This window comes from Streptomyces sp. P1-3, from assembly GCF_050613155.1.
Taxonomy (GTDB): Bacteria; Actinomycetota; Actinomycetes; order Streptomycetales; family Streptomycetaceae; genus Streptomyces.
In genome coordinates this window covers 5,583,371-5,600,812 of sequence record NZ_CP192512.1, presented here as the reverse complement: position 1 = coordinate 5,600,812, position 17,442 = coordinate 5,583,371, and the positions used below count along the sequence as shown (strand labels likewise).

The following is a 17,442-nucleotide window of genomic DNA, read 5'->3' as shown; positions in this document are numbered from 1 at the left end:
CGGCGCGACATCAGACATCAGCAGAGCACCAACCGTTTGTGTGCACGGCACGATCGCGTGCAGCGCACAAAAACGACCGAAACAGCGAAGGAACAGCGTGGCTTCCGCATCCGATCGCAACCCGATCATCATTGGCGGCCTTCCCAGCCAGGTCCCGGACTTCGATCCCGAAGAGACCCAGGAATGGCTCGACTCGCTCGACGCAGCCGTCGATGAGCGAGGCCGGGAACGTGCCCGCTACCTGATGCTGCGCCTGATCGAGCGCGCCCGCGAGAAGCGGGTCGCCGTGCCCGAGATGCGCAGCACGGACTACGTCAACACCATCGCCACCAAGGACGAGCCGTTCTTCCCCGGCAACGAGGAGATCGAGCGCAAGATCCTGAACGCGACCCGCTGGAACGCCGCGGTGATGGTCTCCCGCGCCCAGCGCCCGGGGATCGGTGTCGGCGGCCACATCGCCACGTTCGCCTCCTCCGCCTCCCTTTACGACGTGGGCTTCAACCACTTCTTCCGCGGCAAGGACCAGGGCGACGGCGGCGACCAGATCTTCTTCCAGGGCCACGCCTCCCCCGGTGTCTACGCCCGCGCCTTCCTGCTGGACCGGCTGTCCGAGCAGCAGCTCGACGCGTTCCGCCAGGAGAAGTCGAAGGCTCCCTACGGCCTGTCCAGCTACCCGCACCCGCGGTCGATGCCGGACTTCTGGGAGTTCCCGACCGTCTCCATGGGCCTGGGCCCGCTCGGTGCGATCTACCAGGCGCGGATGAACCGCTACATGGAGGCGCGCGGCATCGCCGACACCTCCCGCAGCCACGTCTGGGCGTTCCTGGGCGACGGCGAGATGGACGAGCCCGAGTCGCTCGGCCAGCTGTCGCTGGCGGCGCGCGAGGGCCTGGACAACCTCACCTTCGTGGTGAACTGCAACCTCCAGCGCCTCGACGGCCCGGTGCGCGGCAACGGCAAGATCATGCAGGAGCTGGAGTCGCAGTTCCGCGGCGCCGGCTGGAACGTGATCAAGCTGGTGTGGGACCGCACCTGGGACCCGCTGCTCGCCCAGGACCGCGACGGCATCCTGGTCAACAAGCTGAACACCACGCCGGACGGCCAGTTCCAGACGTACGCCACCGAGACCGGCGCGTACATCCGCGAGCACTTCTTCGGTGACGACCAGCGGCTGCGCAAGATGGTCGAGAACATGACCGACCAGCAGATCCAGCACCTGGGGCGCGGCGGCCACGACCACAAGAAGATCTACGCGGCGTACGCGGCGGCCAAGGCGCACAAGGGCCAGCCGACCGTGATCCTGGCGCAGACCGTCAAGGGCTGGACCCTCGGCCCGAACTTCGAGGGCCGCAACGCGACCCACCAGATGAAGAAGCTCACGGTCGACGACCTCAAGCGCTTCCGGGACCGGCTGCACCTGCCGATCGCGGACAAGGACCTGGAGTCCGGCCTGCCGCCGTACTACCACCCGGGCCCCAACAGCGAAGAGATCCAGTACATGCACGACCGGCGCAAGTCGCTGGGCGGCTATGTGCCCACCCGTGTCGTGCGGGCCAAGCCCCTGAACCTGCCGGACGACAAGGTGTACGCGGCGGTCAAGAAGGGCTCCGGCCAGCAGTCGATCGCCACCACCATGGCGTTCGTCCGGCTGCTGAAGGACCTGATGCGGGACAAGGAGATCGGCAAGCGCTTCGTGCCGATCGCGCCCGACGAGTACCGCACCTTCGGTATGGACTCGCTCTTCCCGTCCGCGAAGATCTACAACCCGCTGGGCCAGACCTACGAGGCGGTCGACCGCGACCTGCTGCTGGCGTACAAGGAGTCGCCGACCGGCCAGATGCTGCACGACGGCATCTCCGAGGCGGGCTGCACCGCCTCGCTGATCGCGGCGGGCTCGGCGCACGCCACGCACGGCGAGCCGCTGATCCCGGTCTACGTCTTCTACTCGATGTTCGGGTTCCAGCGCACCGGTGACCAGTTCTGGCAGATGGCCGACCAGCTCGCGCGCGGGTTCGTGCTGGGCGCGACCGCCGGCCGTACGACCCTGACCGGCGAGGGCCTGCAGCACGCGGACGGCCACTCGCAGCTGCTCGCCTCGACCAACCCGGCCGTCGTCGCGTACGACCCGGCGTTCGGCTACGAGATCGCGCACATCGTGCAGGACGGTCTGCGCCGGATGTACGGCGAGAACAGCGAGGACGTCTTCTACTACCTCACCGTCTACAACGAGCCGATCCTGCACCCGGCCGAGCCCGAGAACGTGGACCGCGAGGGCATCCTCAAGGGCCTGTACCGCTTCAAGGAGGGCGACAAGGGCGCGATCCCCGCGCAGATCCTCGCCTCCGGGGTCGCGGTGCCGTGGGCCGTCGAGGCCCAGCGCATCCTCGCCGAGGAGTGGAACGTCAAGGCCGACGTCTGGTCGGCGACCTCCTGGAACGAGCTGCGCCGTGACGCCGTCGAGGTGGAGCAGCACAACCTGCTCCACCCGGAGGAGGAGCAGCGCGTGCCGTACGTGACGCGGAAGCTCACCGGTGTCGAGGGTCCGAAGGTGGCCGTGTCCGACTGGATGCGGGCCGTTCCGGACCAGATCGCGCGCTGGGTGCCGGGTACGTACCAGTCGCTGGGCGCCGACGGGTTCGGCTTCGCCGACACGCGGGGCGCGGCGCGCCGCTTCTTCCACATCGACGCGCAGTCGGTGGTCCTGGCGGTGCTCACCGAGCTCGCCAAGGAGGGCAAGGTGGACCGCTCGGCGCTGAAGCAGGCGATCGACCGCTACCAGCTGCTGGACGTCGCGGCGGCGGACCCGGGCGCGGCGGGCGGCGACGCGTAAGTAACGACAGGCGCTGAGCCGAACGGATCATGGCTGGGCCCCGAACCGCAGTGTGGTTCGGGGCCCAGCCATGTCCGCGGGGTGTCCCGCCCCGATCTCTGGCCCCGAAGGGGCCGGTGGCTCCATCCGTGCCCGGTCAGCGCTTGGGAGAATGCCGGGCATGACCGAGCATCCGGCGCAGGCGTGGTGGGAGCGGCGCACCGAGACACCGCTGTTGGCACTCGCCCTCGCGTTCGCCATCGCGTACGCCGTCCCGATCATCGAGCCGAACGCCGGACCGCTGCTGCGCCGGACGTGCACGGCCGTGGAGTGGGTGGTGTGGGGCGCCTTCGCCCTCGACTACGCCCTGCGGCTGTACTGGGCGCCGGATCGCAGGAGTTTCGTGCGCGGGCAGCCGTTGGCCCTGCTGGCGGTGGTGCTGCCGCTGGTGCAGCCGCTGCGGCTGCTGCGGGTGGTCGCGACGCTGCTGCTCGCCGGGCAGCGCGCCCGGATCGCGGCGCAGGTGCGGCTCACGACCTATGTCGCGGGCGCGGTCCTGGGTCTGCTCATGTTCGGTTCGCTGGCCGTCCTGGAGGTCGAGCGCGACTCCCCCGGGTCGAACATCCGCTCCCTCGACGACGCCGTGTGGTGGGCGTTCACCACGATGACCACCGTGGGCTACGGCGACCACGCCCCCACCACCGGGTTGGGCCGGCTGCTCGCGGTGGGGCTGATGCTCTCCGGGATCGCCCTGCTCGGTGTGGTGACCGCGAACATCGCCGCGTGGTTCATCTCGCGGTTCGAGCGCGACGACGCCGAGGAGCGCCGCCAGACGGCGGCGATCGAGGTGTTGACGGCCGAGGTGCGGGCGCTCCGTGCCGAGCTCGCCGAACTGTCCGCCACGCCGCGTACGGGCCAGGGCCGCCCGGCCGCGGCGCCGCCGGAGGCGCCCTCCCGCCTCTCCGAGGCGTCCAGGCCCGCTGTACCGCCGCGGGCGCGGCCGTGCGGCCCGTCCGGGCCCGCGGTGGCGCCGCAGGCCCGGACGGGCGAGCCGCCGGTCAGTTCTCCCAGATCTTGAAGGCGCGGACCTGGTACGGCGACTCCGGCGCCCAGGAGCCCGACGGGTAGGTGTCGAACTCGCCCGTCTCGCCGCATTCGGCGCTCTGGTACGTGGTGACGGGGCGCCCCGTGCGGTTGGCCAGGCTTGCCGCGGTGGCCCCGTCGGGCAGTGGGACACAGCTCTCGATGTCGGTTCCGGACAGCTCATGGGTCGTACGGGCGCCGCTGAAGCCCGCGTCGCGCCACAGGCACAGCTGGCCGGTGGCGCAGGCGCCGGACCGGGCCTGCGGTGCGGTGGCGGCGGCCTGGGCCGGGGCCAAGAGGGCGGCTGTGGCCGCCAGGACGGTGGCGGCTGCCGCGGCGGTGATGGTCTCGCGCATATGGATCGCTCCCCCGTGTCGGGCGTCTCAATGATTCGCCGTTGCGAACGGGGGCCAGCCTGGTGGCGGGTTCCGGTGGCGCTCAAGGGAGTCGATCAAGGTCCACCCTGATAGGGGGCGCGCGGCGGCAAGGGCACCGCCCGCCGTATCCCCCGCCGGTATCGTGATCCGCCCGAACGCGCCAGGAAGCGAGCCACCAGGTGCACCCAGAGCACGGAGCGCCGCCCGCAGGGCTGCGCGAGCGCAGGAAGCAGCGGACCCGCGACGCCCTGGTGCGCGCGGCACTCGAACGGTTCACCGCCCAGGGATACGAGCAGACCACCGTCGACGAGATCACCGCCGCCGTCGAGGTCTCGCAGCGCACCTTCTTCCGTTACTTCGCCAACAAGGAGGAGGCCGCCTTCGCCGTTCAGGCCGTGGTGGACGCGCGGGTCCACGCGGCGGTGTGCGAACGGCCCGCCCACGAGACGCCCATCGCCGTCCTGTGCGGCGCCGCCGCGGCCACCTGGCAGGCCATGGAGCCGGCCATCGAGGAGATCGTGCCGATCGACCTCCATCTGCGGATGTACCGGACGATCGAGTCGACCCCGGCCCTGCTCGCCGTCCATCTGCGCCGCACCGCCGAGTTGGAGGAGCGGATGGCGCGCGAGATCGCCCGCCGCGAGGGCCTCGACGTGGACGCGGACCCCCGTCCCCGGCTGATCGTGGCGGCCTTCGGCGGAGCGGTCCGGATGGCCGGCCGGTTGTGGAACGAGGGCTCGGCGCACACCCTGGAGGCCCTTCGCGATCTCACCATCGCCTACCTCGACCAGATCGGCCCCGCGCTGGTGGAGAGCTGGCAAAAGCCGGCATAAAAGTACAAACAGGATCAATTCAGCGTTTCATAACGTGAGATAGATCACGCATTTGGCGGGTAGCGGCACCCTTCTCCTAGGGTGTCCCGCGGTGACTTCCTTCCCGGGGCTCGGTTCCTCCTCTCCCTCCACCACGGCCTGGCGCACGCTGCTCGCGCTGACTGTGGTGTTCGTGCTGCTCGCGATCACCGGTTGGACGGCAATCCGGCACCACAACGGGACCATGAACCCGCGCGCCGAGGAGCTCTCCGCCTGGCGGCAGGGCTCCATCAGCGGACGTCCGCTGCCCGACCCGACCACCGAACCCCGGCAGCTGGCCGGGTTCTTCGAGTCGCTCACCCCGGCCGAGCAGACCCGGCTGGTGCTCCGCTACCCGCTGGTCGTCGGCAACCTCAACGGCGCTCCCGTGAGCCTGCGTTACCAGGCCAACCGGCGCGCCCTCATCCAGGCGCGGGACGTGGAGCAGCGGCGGACGCACAACAGCGCGCTCACCCCGTACGGCCGGTCCGACGCGAGTCGCCGGATGCATCGGTACGAGTCGTTGCTGAGCCCCGGCCGGCAGATCCTCGCCTTCGACCCGGCGGGGTCCGGCCGGGCCGCCGAGGTCTTCGGCGACCTCGCCCACGCGCGGCGGGTCGCGGTGGTGGTGCCCGGGGTGGACACCGACATCCTCACCTTCCAGAAGACCCGGCGGGCCGAGACCTCCGTGGTCGGGATGGCCCGCGCCGTCCACCGGGCCGAGCGGTCCCTGCGGCCGGGGGGTGCCAACGCGGTCATCGCGTGGGCGGACTACACCGCACCCGAGGGCACCAACCTCGAGTCGGCCACCGGCAAGCGGGCCTCGGAGGGGGCCCTGCGGCTGCGCGCCCTGGTCAAGGGCCTTCCGGAGCGCTCCCGGGTCGCGCTGCTGTGCCACAGCTACGGTTCCGTGGTGTGCGGCGTGGCCGCCCGCGACCTGTCCCCGAAGGTCACCGACATCGCGGTGGCGGGCAGCCCGGGGATGCGCGCCGAGCACGCCTCGGACCTGGGCACGACGGCCCGGGTGTGGGCGATGCGCGATGCCGGGGACTGGATCGAGGACGTGCCGAATCTGGAGGTGGGGGGCCTGGGGCACGGGGCAGACCCGGTCTCCCCGGGCTTCGGCGCGCGGGTGCTCTCCGCCGACGGCGCCCACGGGCACTCCGGCTACTTCGTGCCCGGCACCGAGAGCCTCGCCAACTTCGCCAGGCTCGGCGTGGGCGACATCCACGCGGTGACCTGCGCGAACGGCGACGATTGCAGCTCAAGGCCGGCCTGATCGGCCCATCAGAGGTTTGACGCGCGTAGCGCAGCAAAGGGGGACGGGCGGGCGACCGCCGCATACGATGAGCCGCATGGGTGATGTGCTGGCCGGTTTCCACACCGTCTGGGAGTTTGACACCGACTCCGTGCTCATCCGCTTCGAACGGGGGATTCGTACACCGAAGTTGCTCCAGGCTCTCGGTGAGCGCCGTATCCCCTACGAAGCGCTGACCGCCGTGGAGCTCACTCCCGGCAAGCGGGGGACGGTGGTGCTGCGGGCTGTGCCGCGGCCGGGCGCCGATCCGCTGATGGAGGCCGCGGACGGCCAGCTCAAGGAGGCCTACGACCCCTACCGGCTGGTCCTGCCCGGCGAGCGCGAGGCCCTCGCCGAGTACTACGCCGGCGAGATACGCACCGCCCTCGGCCCGGCCGCCGCGACCCCCGCCGAGGACCACCTGGTGGCCGCCCCCGCGCCCCCGATGGCCTTCAAGGCGTACGACGGCAAGGCCTCCTTCGACGGCAAGGCGGTGTCCTTCCGCTGGTTCTGGACCGGCGCCTCGTCCGCGAAGTGGAAGGCCGGAGACCAGCGCTTCAGCGTCGATGAGCTGGCCGGGGTCGAATGGCGCTCCCCGGAGGGCCGGGGGTCGGGGAACGGTTCCGCAAAATCCGGAAACGGCTCTGCCAAGTCCGGAAACGGCTCCACCAAATCCGCGAACGGCTCCGCCAAGTCCGGGAGCGGCTCCGCCAAGGACGACGGCAACGGGCACCTGCGCCTGCTGGGCCGCGCGTTCGGCGAGCAGCCGGGGGCGGCGGACCAGGACCCCGCCGCCGTCGTCTTCGGCATGGGATACGGCCTGGTCCACGAGTCGCTGCCGTTCGCCGCGGCCGTCCTGGAAGCGGTCCGCGCCGCCGGCCCGGCCGCCGCCCCGGCCCCCGGTGACCAGCCCTCCGCACTGGTGACCACCCCGCCCCGGCGCGACCCGGCCGACATCGCCGACCGCATCCGCCACCTGGGGGAGCTGCACTCGGCGGGGCTGCTGACGAACGACGAGTTCAGCGCGAAGAAGGCAGAGCTGCTGGCGGAGCTCTGACCCCTGGGAGCTCCGCACCGGGCGCCCGGGACGGGGCTACTCGCGGCCCGCCGAGGTGAAGCCCATGTCGGCGTAGCGACCGCCCGCGACCTTCCCCGCGACCGGCTCCAGCAGCCCCAGCTCCTCCTCGGTCAGCCGCAGCCGCGTCGCCGCGCTGTTCTCCGCCAGCCTGGACCGCTTGCGGGTGCCCGGGATCGGCACCACGGTCAGCCCGTGCACCTCTGCCCGCTGCTGCACCCAGGCCAGCGCGACCTGCGCGAGCGAGGCGCCGTGCGCCTCGGCGACCTGCCGCACCGGCGCCAGCAGCGCCGCGTTGGCGGCGGCGTTGTCGCCCGTGAAACGCGGCTGCGTGCTGCGGAAGTCGTCGGCGCCCAGGTCCTTGGCGGCGTCCGTGAACGTGCCGGTCAGGAAGCCGCGGCCGAGCGGGGAGTACGGCACAAAGGCCACGCCCAGCTCCCCGGCCGCCGCCACGGCGTTCTCCTCCACGTCCCGGCTGAACAGCGACCACTCCGACTGCACGGCCGCGATCGGGTGCACCGCGTGGGCCGCGCGCAGCTCGCCGCCGGAGACCTCGCTCAGCCCGAGCTGCCGCACCTTGCCCTCGGTGACCAGCTCGGCCATGGCGCCGACGGTCTCCTCGATCGGCACCTCAAGATCGCGCCGGTGCATGTAGTACAGGTCGACGTGGTCCACGCCGAGCCGCCGCAGGCTGCCCTCGATCGACTGGCGGACGTAGGCGCGGTCGTTGCGGATCTCCGCGGGGCCGTACGGATCGTCCTCGCGCCGGACGATGCCGAACTTGGTGGCCAGGACCACCTGGTCCCGGTGCGCCTGCACGAAGGGCGCGAGGAACTCCTCGTTCCGCCCGAAGCCGTACATGTCCGCCGTGTCGAAGAGCGTGACGCCCAGCTCCAGGGCCCGCTCCAGCGTCGCCCGCGCCTCCGCCTCATCCGTCGGCCCGTACGCGTGGGCCATGCCCATGCAGCCGAGCCCCTGCACACCGACCTCCGGGCCGTTGGTGCCGAGTCGGGCGGTGGCTATCATCTCGTTGCTCATCTGCGGTCAGGCCCTCTCCGACGCCCGGCGGGCGTCAGCATAGATGTCGATCTTGTAGTCGAGGATGTCGAGCGTGCTCTGCAGCTCGGCGATCCGCTGCCGCACCGCGTCGCGGTGCGCGGTGAGCAGTTCCTCACGCGCGGGGAAGGTGTGCCTCCCCTCGCGCACCAGCTCGGCGTAGCGGACCATGTCCGCGACCGGCATCCCGGTCAGCCGGAGCTTGCCGACAAGGGCCAGCCAGTCAAGGTCGCGGTTGGTGAAGCGGCGCTGTCCGGTGTGGTTGCGGTCCACGTGCGGCATCAGCCCGATGCGCTCGTACCAGCGCAGGGTGTGTGCCGACAGTCCGGTGTGCTCGGCGACCTCACTGATCGTGTAGCGGTCCTGCCCGGCCGGCCGCGGGTGCGGCGTCGGCGTCAGGCACAGACTCAACGGCACCGGCGCGGTCTCGAGCACGGTCATACCGCTTTCACCTCTTCGCGTTGGCGGGTCTTGATCCCTCACGACCCGTTCAACGCTAGAGACTTGGAGTCCACTCCAAGCAAGCGGAGATTTGACGGACTCTTGTACGAGCTAGGCTCGTGCGCATGGAGAGCCTGCGACTGATCGAGAACTGGCCGGTGCCCACGGCGGCGGCCGCCGTGGTGACGGCGGACGGCACCGTGGCCGGATCGTACGGTCCCACCGCGCACCGCTTCCCGCTCGCCTCGGTCACCAAGCCGCTTTCCGCGTACGCCGCGCTGGTCGCCGTCGAGGAGGGCGCGGTGGAGCTGGACGAACCGGCCGGCCCCGACGGCGCCACCGTGCGGCATCTGCTCGCCCACACCTCGGGCCTCGCCTTCGACGAGCACCGGGTGATGGCCGCGCCGGGCACCCGGCGGCTGTACTCGAACGCGGGCTTCGAGGTGCTCGGCGACCACATCGCCAAGGCGACGGACATCCCGTTCGCCGAGTATCTGCGCGAGGCCGTCCTGGAGCCGCTCGGCATGGCCGCGACCGCGCTGCCGGGATCACCCGCCAAGGACGGCGTCTCGACCGTCGACGACCTGGTCCGCTTCGCGGCGGAACTCCAGGCCCCGCGGCTGCTGGCCCCGGAGACGGTCGCCGCGGCGACCTCGGTGGTCCACCCCGGGCTGACCGGCGTCCTGCCCGGCTACGGCCACCAGAAGCCGAACGACTGGGGCCTGGGCTTCGAGATCCGCGACGGGAAGTCGCCGCACTGGACGGGTGCTGCGTCCTCGCCGCGGACGTTCGGGCACTTCGGGCAGTCGGGTACGTTCCTGTGGGTCGACCCGGACGCGGGCGCGGCGTGTGTGGCGCTGGCGGACCGGGCCTTCGGCCCGTGGGCGATCCAGGCGTGGCCCCCGTTCACGGACGCGGTCCTGGCCGAGCTGCGCGGGCGGTAGCCGCTCCCGGGCGGGACCGGAGGTCAGCCGTACACGGGCTCGGTGTGCATCTCCCACACCAGGAACTCCGCGTCGCCGACCGCCACCGCGTCCAGCCCCTCCGCGTCGTCGATGCGCGCGGCGTCGCCCGGGCCGAGCCGCTCGCCGGCGATGCCGACGGTGCCGCGCACCACGTGCACGTACACCCACGGCGCGAGCGGCAGCGCCGTCCGCGTCCCGTCCGGCAGGCGCCGCACGTGGAACACCGCCTCCGCGCGCGGCACCGCGTACGGCGTGTCGTCGGGGATGCCGCGCACCACGTCGTACGAGGGCTCCCCGCCGAACTCCGCCGGTGTCAGCCACATCTGCACGAACCGCAGCGGCGCCGTGCCCGCGTTCCGCTCCATGTGCCGGACCCCGGTGCCGGCGCTGAGCCGCTGCACGTCGCCGGGGCGCACCACCGTCCGCCGGCCGGTGGAGTCCTCGTGGGCGAGCTCGCCCTCGATGACCCACGTGACGATCTCCACGTCGCGGTGCGGGTGCTCGGAGAACCCGGCGCCGGGCGCGAGCCGCTCCTCGTTGCACGCCGCCAGCATCCCGAACCGCACGTTGTCGGGATCGTAGAAGCCCGAGAAGGAGAAGGCGTGGCGGGTCTCGGTGCCCGCCTCGTCACCGCCCCGGTAGCGCTCATCGGCCCGCTGAACCCAGATCACGCGCCCACGGTAACCCGGCTCGGCCAGGGGTACCCCCACAAGCACCCCATCCGATAAGGCAGGCTTGTCCTCGTGCCTGAACCCGCAGCGAAGCCCGATCACCCGCATTCCGCGACCTTGCGCCGCCTGGAGAAGTCCTCCGGAAAGCTGGCCGCCAGCGCCATCGCCCGCATGGACGAGCAGCTGCCGTGGTACCGCGCCATGCCCCCGGAGAACCGCTCCTGGATCGGACTGGTCGCCCAGGCGGGTATCGCGGCCTTCACGGAGTGGTTCCGGCATCCGGAGGCGCCGCAGGCCATCAGCACCGACGTCTTCGGCACGGCGCCGCGCGAGCTGACCCGGGCGATCACCCTGCGGCAGACCGTGGAGATGGTCCGCACGACCATCGAGGTCATGGAGTCCGCGATCGACGACGTGGCGGCTCCGGGGGACGAGTCGGTGCTCCGCGAGGCGTTGCTGGTGTACGCGCGGGAGATCGCGTTCGCCACCGCCCAGGTGTACGCGCAGGCGGCCGAGGCGCGCGGCGCCTGGGACGCCCGGCTGGAGTCCCTGGTGGTCAACGCGGTGCTGTCCGGCGAGGCGGACGAGGGGGCGCTGTCCCGGGCCGCCGCGCTGGGCTGGAACTCGCCGGAGCATGTGATCGTGGTGCTCGGCACGGCCCCGGACGGGGACAGCGAGCTGACCGTGGAGGCCATCCGGCGGGCCGCCCGGCACGCCAAGCTCCAGGTCCTCACCGGAGTGCTCGGGGACCGGCTGGTGGTGATCGCGGGCGGCTCGGACAATCCGCTGCAGACCGCGAAGGCGCTGATCGGGCCGTTCGCGCCGGGCCCGGTGGTGGCCGGTCCCGTGGTGTCCGACCTGCTCGCCGCCACCCGCTCCGCGGGGGCCGCGGCCGCCGGGCTCAAGGCGTGCGCGGCCTGGCCGGACGCCCCGCGTCCGGTGCTGGCGGACGACGTGCTGCCGGAGCGCGCGATGGCCGGCGACCCCGCCGCGCGCGAGCAGTTGGTAGAGGAGATCTACAGACCGCTGGAGGAAGCGGGCTCGGCGCTGCTGGAGACACTCAGCGTTTATCTGGAGCAGGCAAGCAGCCTGGAAGGCGCGGCCCGGATGCTCTTCGTCCACCCCAACACCGTCCGCTACCGGCTGCGACGTGTGACCGACGTCACCGGATGGTCACCCTCCGATGTCCGGTCGGCGTTCACTCTGCGCATCGCGCTCATCCTGGGCCGTCTCGCTGATGGGGACGCCCAGAGTTAGCCGTTTTGTTGGACACCAACAATTCCCTCATCGGTTCTTCGTCCCTGTCCTCACGGGCGGGCCAGACCCTCCACAAGAGAGAGTGTGAGAGTGCTCGTACTCGTCGCTCCCGGCCAAGGCGCTCAGACGCCAGGCTTCCTGACCCCCTGGCTCGACCTCCCCGGCGTCGAAGACCGGCTCCGTGAGTGGTCGGCCGCCATCGACCTGGACCTGGTCCACTACGGCACGAAGGCCGACGAGGACGCGATCCGCGACACCGCCGTCGCCCAGCCCCTGCTGGTCGCGGCGTCCCTGGTCTCCGCCCGGCAGCTCTTCGCGACGGCGGAGGACTTCTCCCGCCTCGTGGGGGCCGCCGCCGGGCACAGCGTCGGTGAGCTCGCCGCCGCCGCGCTGACCGGCGTCCTGCCGGAAGAGGCCGCCATGCGGCTCGTACGCAAGCGCGGCCTGGCCATGGCCGAGGCCGCCGCGGTCACCGAGACCGGCATGTCCGCGCTGCTGGGCGGCGAGCCGGAGATCGTCCTCCCACACCTGGAGAAGCTGGGCCTGACCCCGGCGAACGTGAACGGCGCGGGCCAGATCGTGGCCGCCGGCACCGCCGAGCAGCTGGCCGCGCTCGCCGAGGACAAGCCCGAGGGCACCCGCAAGGTCGTCGCGCTCAAGGTGGCCGGCGCCTTCCACACGCACCACATGGCCCCGGCCGTCGCGGCCCTGGAGACCGCGGTCACCGAGCTGACCGTGGCCGACCCGCACACCCGGTACGTCTCCAACAAGGACGGCCAGGTCGTCTCCTCGGGCCGGGACGTCGTCCAGCGGCTGGTCGGCCAGGTCGCCAACCCGGTCCGCTGGGACCTGTGCATGGAGGGCTTCAAGGAGCTGGGCGTCACCGCGATCATCGAGGTGGCCCCGGGCGGCACGCTGGTCGGCCTGGCCAAGCGCGCCCTGCCCGGCGTCAAGACCCTCGCCCTGAAGTCCCCGGACAACCTCGACGCGGCCCGCGAGCTGATCGCCGAGCACGCCGAATCGGCCGAATAGGAGCCCGAAGCGCATGACCGCGAAGATCAAGCCCGGCAAGGGTTCCCCGTACGCGCGCATCATGGGTGTCGGCGGCTACCGGCCGACCCGGGTGGTGCCGAACGAGGAGATCCTCAAGCACATCGACTCCTCCGACGAGTGGATCCGTACCCGCTCCGGTATCGCCACCCGGCACTGGGCGGGCCCGGACGAGACCGTCGCCTCGATGTCCGTCGAGGCGGGCGGCAAGGCGATCGCCGACGCCGGGATCACCCCGGAGCAGATCGGGGCCGTCATCGTCTCGACCGTCTCGCACTTCAAGCAGACCCCGGCCATCGCGACCGAGATCGCGCATCTGATCGGCGCGGGCAAGCCGGCCGCGTTCGACATCTCCGCGGGCTGCGCCGGCTTCGGCTACGGCCTCACCCTCGCCAAGGGCCTGGTGGTCGAGGGCAGCGCCGAATACGTGCTGGTCATCGGCGTGGAGCGGCTCTCGGACCTGACCGACCTGACGGACCGTGCCACGGCCTTCCTGTTCGGTGACGGTGCGGGCGCGGTCGTCGTCGGCCCCGCCAAGGAGCCCGCCATCGGCCCGACCGTCTGGGGCTCGGAGGGCGACAAGGCCGACACGATCATGCAGACGCTGCCCTGGGACGTGTACCGCGACGCGGAGTCCACCTCCGACGTGCGCTACCCGGCCATCACCCAGGAGGGCCAGGCGGTCTTCCGCTGGGCGGTGTTCGAGATGGCGAAGATCGCCCAGCAGGCGCTGGACGCGGCCGGGGTGGAGGCGAAGGACCTCGACGTCTTCATCCCGCACCAGGCCAACATGCGGATCATCGACTCGATGATCAAAACCCTCAAGCTGCCGGAGCACGTCACGGTCGCCCGTGACGTGGAGACGACCGGCAACACCTCGGCAGCCTCCATTCCGCTCGCCATGGAGCGGCTGTTGGCGACCGGGCAGGCGAAGAGCGGTGACACCGCGCTCGTCATCGGCTTCGGGGCGGGTCTCGTGTACGCAGCGACGGTCGTTACCCTCCCTTAGGCAAGATCCCACGCAGCCCCGCAGATGGCGGACGCTGCGCACTCCAACGCAACACACCGAAGAAGGAGCGCCGCAATGGCCGCCACGCAGGAAGAGATCGTCGCGGGTCTCGCGGAGATCGTCAACGAGATCGCGGGCATCCCGGTCGAGGACGTCCAGACGGACAAGTCCTTCACCGACGACCTGGACGTCGACTCGCTGTCCATGGTCGAGGTCGTCGTCGCCGCCGAGGAGCGCTTCGACGTGAAGATCCCGGACGACGACGTCAAGAACCTCAAGACCGTCGGCGACGCGACCAGCTACATCCTCAAGCACCAGGCCTGAGCCGAAGCGCTTGTCGCCACCCCAGCGGTGGCAGGTACAGCCCCCTCTACACGTGGAGTAAGAATTCCTGTGAACTCGACCAATCGCACCGTGGTCGTCACCGGTATCGGCGCAACCACACCGCTGGGTGGCGACAGCGCATCGACCTGGGAGGCCCTGCTGGCCGGACGCTCCGGCGTCAGCCGGCTGGAGGAGGACTGGGCGGCCGAGCTGCCCGTCCAGATCGCCGCGCGGGTCGCCGTGGACCCGGCCGGGATCATTCCGCGGCCACAGGCCCGCAAGCTGGACCGCTCGGCCCAGTTCGCGCTGATCGCGGCCCGTGAGGCCTGGGCCGACGCCGGCTTCACCGGCAAGGCGGGCGAGGACGGGTCCGTGAACCCCGACCGGCTCGGCGCCGTCGTCGCCTCCGGCATCGGCGGTGTGACCACGCTGCTCGACCAGTACGACGTGCTGCGCGAGAAGGGCGCCCGCAAGGTCTCCCCGCACACCGTGCCGATGCTGATGCCCAACAGCCCGGCGGCCAACGTCGGCCTGGAGGTCGGCGCCCGCGCGGGTGTGCACACTCCGGTCAGCGCCTGCGCGTCGGGCGCCGAGGCCATCGGCTACGCCATCGAGATGATCCGCACCGGCCGCGCCGACGTGGTCGTCGCGGGCGGTACCGAGGCGGCCATCCACCCGCTGCCGATCGCCGCGTTCGGCAACATGATGGCGATGTCCAAGAGCAACGACGACCCGCAGGGCGCCTCGCGTCCGTACGACGTCGACCGCAACGGCTTCGTCCTCGGTGAGGGCGCGGGCATGATCGTGCTGGAGTCGGCGGAGCACGCCGCGCAGCGCGGTGCGCGGGTCTACGTCGAGGCCGTCGGCCAGGGCGTCTCGGCCGACGCCCACCACATCACGCAGCCCGAGCCGTCCGGCAACGGCATCGCGCACGCGCTCCAGAACCTGCTGGACTCCACCGACCTCAAGCCCGCCGAGGTCGTGCACGTCAACGCGCACGCGACCTCGACCCCGCAGGGCGACATCGCGGAGATCAAGGCGCTCCGCAAGGTGTTCGGCGACGACGTCGACCACATGGCGATCTCCGCCACGAAGTCCATGACGGGCCATCTGCTGGGCGGCGCGGGCGGTGTGGAGACCGTCGCGTCGATCCTGGCCCTGTACCACCGGGTGGCTCCGCCGACGATCAACATCACCAACCTGGACCCGGAGGCGGACGCGGACATCGTGCGCGAAGAGCCCCGCCCGCTGCCGCAGGGCACGATCGCGGCGCTGAACGACTCGTTCGGCTTCGGCGGCCACAACGTGGTGCTGGCGCTGCGTACCGTCTGACCTCGCATTCCCGTACGCGGCTGAGGCCCGCCCGGTCAGTGACCGGGCGGGCCTCAGCCGTATCGCCGTCTGTGTCGGAGAGCTGAGCGCGGCTCAGACGACCTGGTGCAGCCAGCGGACGGGGGCGCCCTCACCCGCGTACCGGAAGGGCTCCAGCTCGTCGTCCCAGGGCTTGCCCAGCAGTTTGGCGACCTCGTCCGCCAATTCGGTCTCGCCGCGGGTGGAGCGGGCCATCGCGGCGCGCAGCCGGTCCTCGGGGATGAGGATGTCGCCGTGGATCCCGGTGACGGCGTGGAAGATGCCGAGTTCGGGGGTGGAGCTGTAGCGCTCGCCCTCGGCGGTGGCGCAGGGCTCGGCGGTCACCTCGAAGCGCAGCAGGTGCCAGCCGCGGAGTGCGGAGGCGAGTTTGGAGGCGGTGCCGACCTGGCCCTGCCAGGAGAATTCGGCACGCCAGGTGCCGGGCGCGGCGGGCTGCTTGATCCAGTCGAGGGTGACGCGCACGCCGAGGACGCCCGCGATGGCCCATTCGACATGGGGGCACAGCGCGCGCGGGGCGGAGTGCACGTACAGAACTCCACGTGTCGTCACCGGGACCTCCAGTGCGGTTCGAGGTTCGCCTTCCCCAGCGGCCTCGCCTCCGTACCGGTCGCGCCCGCGGACAGCAAGAGACATTCTGCCCCAATGATCACGCCCGCACCAGCTCCCGAGGTTACCTGACGTAAACGCTACCGCTGGTAATACCCGCCAAAACGGACGAGATTTGACGCTGCGTAATGCTCTGGTGCCGGATTGCGCCTCCGCTGGGCCGGAGCCCGACCAGCATGGGGAAAAGCTACCGTGCAGCGCCGACACGCGAGTGACGTACCGTCGGTCCTGGATAGATATCACCCATCAGTCGGAGGGGGAACAGTCATGCGGGGCTCGTACGGGAGCGATCTGCGCCGCCGCCCGACCACCGGCACCACCGCGACCACCGCAGGCGCCCTGCTCACAGCCACCGTCCTGCTGGCCGGCTGCACCCTCGGCTCCGGCGGGGGCGACGGGGACGGCGGGAGCGACCAGGCGGTGAAGCGCCCCTCCCCCAGGGCCACTCCACCGTGGGACACCCGGCCCCGCTCCCTCGCGTCCGTCGGCGACTCCATCTCCCGCGGTTTCGACGCCTGTTCCGTGCTGAGGGACTGCCCGGAAGTGTCCTGGGCCACCGGTACGGAGGTGGACAGCCTCGCCCGACGGCTGCGTCCCTCCGGCAGCGAAGGGGTCCGCAGCTGGAACCACGCCAAGACGGGGGCGGTGATGGCCGACCTGCCGGCCCAGATGCGGGCTGCCACGGCCCACAAGCCGGAGCTGGTGACGGTGCTGATCGGCGCCAACGACGCCTGCCAGGACTCCGTCGGCGACATGACCACCGCGGCCGACTTCCGCGCCGACTTCACCACCGCCCTGACGTCCCTGCGCCGTGAGCTGCCGAAGACCCAGGTGTACGTGGCGAGCGTGCCGGACCTGAAGAGGCTGTGGTCGCAGGGGCGCAACAACCTCTTCGGGCGGCAGGTCTGGAAGCTGGGGATCTGCCCGTCGATGCTGAAGGACTCCACGGCGGATGACGCCGCGTCGGTGGAGCGCCGCCACCAGGTGGAGAACCGGGTGGACGAGTACAACGCCGTGCTCAAGGACGTCTGCGGCAAGGACTCCCGGTGCCGCTATGACGACGCCGTACACAACTACCAGTTCACCACGGACGAGTTGAGCAAGTGGGACTGGTTCCACCCGAACAAGGAGGGGCAGAAGGCGCTCGCGGACATGGCGTACCGCGAAATCACTCGGAAGGAGCCCACCGCGTAGGCGCGT

17 protein-coding genes are annotated in these 17,442 nt (G+C 71.3%); 12 read left to right on the top strand and 5 right to left on the bottom strand.

What is annotated here, in order from left to right; all coding sequences use genetic code 11:
* The first annotated feature begins 97 nt into the window (after positions 1-97).
* Both aceE and ACQUSR_RS23775 read left to right on the top strand, forming a co-directional pair.
* Positions 98-2,830, top strand: coding sequence for a pyruvate dehydrogenase (acetyl-transferring), homodimeric type (gene aceE, locus ACQUSR_RS23780; protein WP_431044635.1), 2,733 nt, complete (start codon positions 98-100; stop codon positions 2,828-2,830).
* A 160-nt stretch (positions 2,831-2,990) separates the two neighbouring features.
* A complete protein-coding gene (locus ACQUSR_RS23775) occupies positions 2,991-3,887 on the top strand; it encodes a potassium channel family protein (protein ID WP_431044634.1) in 897 nt (298 codons plus the stop codon).
* Here ACQUSR_RS23775 and ACQUSR_RS23770 read toward each other — a convergent pair.
* Entirely contained in the window at positions 3,868-4,248 is a 381-nt protein-coding gene (locus ACQUSR_RS23770) for a peptidase inhibitor family I36 protein (protein ID WP_431044633.1), read from the bottom strand. The two genes, ACQUSR_RS23775 and ACQUSR_RS23770, sit on opposite strands and share 20 nt — an antisense overlap.
* A 200-nt stretch (positions 4,249-4,448) precedes the next feature.
* Here ACQUSR_RS23770 and ACQUSR_RS23765 point away from each other — a divergent pair, with 200 nt between their 5' ends.
* The 3 genes from ACQUSR_RS23765 to ACQUSR_RS23755 all read left to right on the top strand — a co-directional run bounded on the left by ACQUSR_RS23765 (position 4,449) and on the right by ACQUSR_RS23755 (position 7,474).
* Positions 4,449-5,102, top strand: a complete 654-nt coding sequence (locus ACQUSR_RS23765; RefSeq protein ID WP_431044632.1) for a TetR/AcrR family transcriptional regulator — start codon at positions 4,449-4,451, stop codon at positions 5,100-5,102.
* Between the two features lie 91 nt (positions 5,103-5,193).
* Entirely contained in the window at positions 5,194-6,399 is a 1,206-nt protein-coding gene (locus ACQUSR_RS23760) for an alpha/beta hydrolase (RefSeq protein WP_431044631.1), read from the top strand.
* A 76-nt stretch (positions 6,400-6,475) separates the two neighbouring features.
* Positions 6,476-7,474, top strand: a complete 999-nt coding sequence (locus ACQUSR_RS23755; RefSeq protein WP_431044630.1) for a DUF4429 domain-containing protein — start codon at positions 6,476-6,478, stop codon at positions 7,472-7,474.
* Between the two features lie 36 nt (positions 7,475-7,510).
* Here ACQUSR_RS23755 and ACQUSR_RS23750 read toward each other — a convergent pair whose 3' ends face one another.
* Both ACQUSR_RS23750 and ACQUSR_RS23745 read right to left on the bottom strand, forming a co-directional pair.
* Positions 7,511-8,530, bottom strand: coding sequence for an aldo/keto reductase (locus ACQUSR_RS23750; protein WP_431044629.1), 1,020 nt, complete (start codon positions 8,528-8,530; stop codon positions 7,511-7,513).
* A 6-nt stretch (positions 8,531-8,536) separates the two neighbouring features.
* Positions 8,537-8,989, bottom strand: a complete 453-nt coding sequence (locus tag ACQUSR_RS23745) for a MerR family transcriptional regulator (protein WP_431044628.1) — start codon at positions 8,987-8,989, stop codon at positions 8,537-8,539.
* 125 nt (positions 8,990-9,114) lie between these two features.
* On the opposite strand from ACQUSR_RS23745, the gene ACQUSR_RS23740 reads away from it, so the two are divergent.
* Entirely contained in the window at positions 9,115-9,933 is an 819-nt protein-coding gene (locus tag ACQUSR_RS23740) for a serine hydrolase domain-containing protein (RefSeq protein ID WP_431044627.1), read from the top strand.
* 23 nt (positions 9,934-9,956) lie between these two features.
* On the opposite strand, the gene ACQUSR_RS23735 is transcribed toward ACQUSR_RS23740, so the two are convergent.
* A complete protein-coding gene (locus ACQUSR_RS23735) occupies positions 9,957-10,625 on the bottom strand; it encodes a pirin family protein (protein WP_431044626.1) in 669 nt (222 codons plus the stop codon).
* 72 nt (positions 10,626-10,697) lie between these two features.
* On the opposite strand from ACQUSR_RS23735, the gene ACQUSR_RS23730 reads away from it, so the two are divergent.
* The 5 genes from ACQUSR_RS23730 to fabF all read left to right on the top strand — a co-directional run bounded on the left by ACQUSR_RS23730 (position 10,698) and on the right by fabF (position 15,597).
* Complete coding sequence (locus ACQUSR_RS23730) at positions 10,698-11,882, top strand: PucR family transcriptional regulator (protein WP_431044625.1); 1,185 nt, start codon at positions 10,698-10,700, stop codon at positions 11,880-11,882.
* 90 nt (positions 11,883-11,972) lie between these two features.
* Positions 11,973-12,914 carry an ACP S-malonyltransferase gene (locus tag ACQUSR_RS23725; protein WP_431044624.1) on the top strand — a complete coding sequence of 314 codons (942 nt, stop codon included), beginning with the start codon at positions 11,973-11,975 and terminating at the stop codon, positions 12,912-12,914.
* Positions 12,915-12,927: 13 nt separating this feature from the next.
* A complete protein-coding gene (locus ACQUSR_RS23720; protein ID WP_431044623.1) occupies positions 12,928-13,941 on the top strand; it encodes a ketoacyl-ACP synthase III in 1,014 nt (337 codons plus the stop codon).
* 75 nt (positions 13,942-14,016) lie between these two features.
* Complete coding sequence (locus tag ACQUSR_RS23715) at positions 14,017-14,265, top strand: acyl carrier protein (RefSeq protein ID WP_431044622.1); 249 nt, start codon at positions 14,017-14,019, stop codon at positions 14,263-14,265.
* Between the two features lie 69 nt (positions 14,266-14,334).
* Positions 14,335-15,597, top strand: a complete 1,263-nt coding sequence (gene fabF / locus ACQUSR_RS23710) for a beta-ketoacyl-ACP synthase II (protein WP_431044621.1) — start codon at positions 14,335-14,337, stop codon at positions 15,595-15,597.
* A gap of 93 nt (positions 15,598-15,690) precedes the next feature.
* On the opposite strand, the gene ACQUSR_RS23705 is transcribed toward fabF, so the two are convergent.
* A complete protein-coding gene (locus ACQUSR_RS23705; protein ID WP_431044620.1) occupies positions 15,691-16,185 on the bottom strand; it encodes a DUF3145 domain-containing protein in 495 nt (164 codons plus the stop codon).
* A gap of 324 nt (positions 16,186-16,509) precedes the next feature.
* Between ACQUSR_RS23705 and ACQUSR_RS23700 the strand changes: the two genes are divergently transcribed.
* Positions 16,510-17,436 (top strand): SGNH/GDSL hydrolase family protein, encoded by a 927-nt coding sequence (locus ACQUSR_RS23700; protein WP_431044619.1) that lies wholly within the window; start codon positions 16,510-16,512, stop codon positions 17,434-17,436.
* The last annotated feature ends 6 nt before the right edge of the window (positions 17,437-17,442 follow it).

Bases quoted from the DNA above. Each gene is read 5' to 3' on its own strand.
- ACQUSR_RS23775 (WP_431044634.1), top strand. From the start codon at position 2,991: ATGACCGAGCATCCGGCGCAGGCGTGGTGGGAGCGGCGCACCGAGACA.
- ACQUSR_RS23770 (WP_431044633.1), bottom strand. From the start codon at position 4,248: ATGCGCGAGACCATCACCGCCGCGGCAGCCGCCACCGTCCTGGCGGCC.
- ACQUSR_RS23755 (WP_431044630.1), top strand. From the start codon at position 6,476: ATGGGTGATGTGCTGGCCGGTTTCCACACCGTCTGGGAGTTTGACACC.
- ACQUSR_RS23750 (WP_431044629.1), bottom strand. From the start codon at position 8,530: ATGAGCAACGAGATGATAGCCACCGCCCGACTCGGCACCAACGGCCCG.
- ACQUSR_RS23745 (WP_431044628.1), bottom strand. From the start codon at position 8,989: ATGACCGTGCTCGAGACCGCGCCGGTGCCGTTGAGTCTGTGCCTGACG.
- ACQUSR_RS23740 (WP_431044627.1), top strand. From the start codon at position 9,115: ATGGAGAGCCTGCGACTGATCGAGAACTGGCCGGTGCCCACGGCGGCG.
- ACQUSR_RS23720 (WP_431044623.1), top strand. From the start codon at position 12,928: ATGACCGCGAAGATCAAGCCCGGCAAGGGTTCCCCGTACGCGCGCATC.
- ACQUSR_RS23715 (WP_431044622.1), top strand. From the start codon at position 14,017: ATGGCCGCCACGCAGGAAGAGATCGTCGCGGGTCTCGCGGAGATCGTC.
- ACQUSR_RS23700 (WP_431044619.1), top strand. From the start codon at position 16,510: ATGCGGGGCTCGTACGGGAGCGATCTGCGCCGCCGCCCGACCACCGGC.